Origin of the sequence: Taishania pollutisoli, from assembly GCF_014518315.1 — a bacterium.
In the GTDB taxonomy this organism is placed as follows: Bacteria; Bacteroidota; Bacteroidia; order Flavobacteriales_D; family Crocinitomicaceae; genus Taishania; species Taishania pollutisoli.
In genome coordinates this window covers 1-837 of the sequence record NZ_JACVEL010000046.1, presented here as the reverse complement: position 1 = coordinate 837, position 837 = coordinate 1, and the positions used below count along the sequence as shown (strand labels likewise).

The window sequence follows — 837 nt, the reverse complement described above, 5'->3', positions numbered from 1 at the left end:
TACGGCCAGTACAACTACAGAAGCGGGTGGGTAGAAGGCCGAGAGAATCTTGTTTCACAGCAACAAAAGAAGGCACAAGCTGAGCTGACGAAGAAAACACAACGGCAGCAGCAAAACGATACACAAGCCGCCGCCGCCGAATCGGAAGGTAAAGAAAATGCGGAGTCTATCACCCGTGAAGTTATCAAATACGTTACCCGTCCTGGCCGTACTGTCTGTGAGTTTCCTCCTGAACGGGTGTCAATCAAACGACGCGCCGCCGAGAATGCTAATTCCATCCCCGGATACGACGTTGATGCAGCCACCGTGCAAAATGGTGCTACCGAGTAGTGATGCCGATGAAGACCTGGCCGTCGATGTGCAGAACGCGGAGTGCACACGGCAATTGCGTCTGAAAGTATTCCGGTTACAGGGATACATAAGGAATATTCTGGAATAGTTGCCTTAGTAAGTGGAATAATTTATTCTTGTTACAGAAACACCGGGGGGCCCGGTGTCCTAAAGTCCAGGGGACATATTGACTATGAATCGTTTTTTACGTTACCCGCTTCATGAAGAAGCCGGGGTGGAAGATAAACCGGGCGCGGGTGACGCGCCAAAAATGTACACCGCCGAAGAAGTGCAGGCCCTTATTGAGAAAGAAGTTGCCGGGCTTAAGGCAAACCAGGAAGCGCTACTTAGCGAGAAAAAGGAAGCTGCACGCCGTGCTAAAGAAGCCGAAGAAGAACGGCAGCGTGCACACCAGGAAGCGCTGAAGGCTGCCGGTAAAATGGACGAATTTGAAAAGACGATTCGTAGTCAGTATGAACCTGTACTGAAAGAGAAAGAAGAGCGTTA

At 50.4% G+C, this 837-nt stretch carries 2 protein-coding genes; both read left to right on the top strand.

The features are described from left to right. Positions 1-330: hypothetical protein (locus H9Y05_RS16235; protein WP_216714913.1), on the top strand; the 330-nt coding region annotated here is incomplete at its 5' end. Between the two features lie 193 nt (positions 331-523). Further along, a partial coding sequence (locus H9Y05_RS16230) for a hypothetical protein (protein ID WP_216714912.1) occupies positions 524-837 on the top strand: 314 nt, incomplete at its 3' end.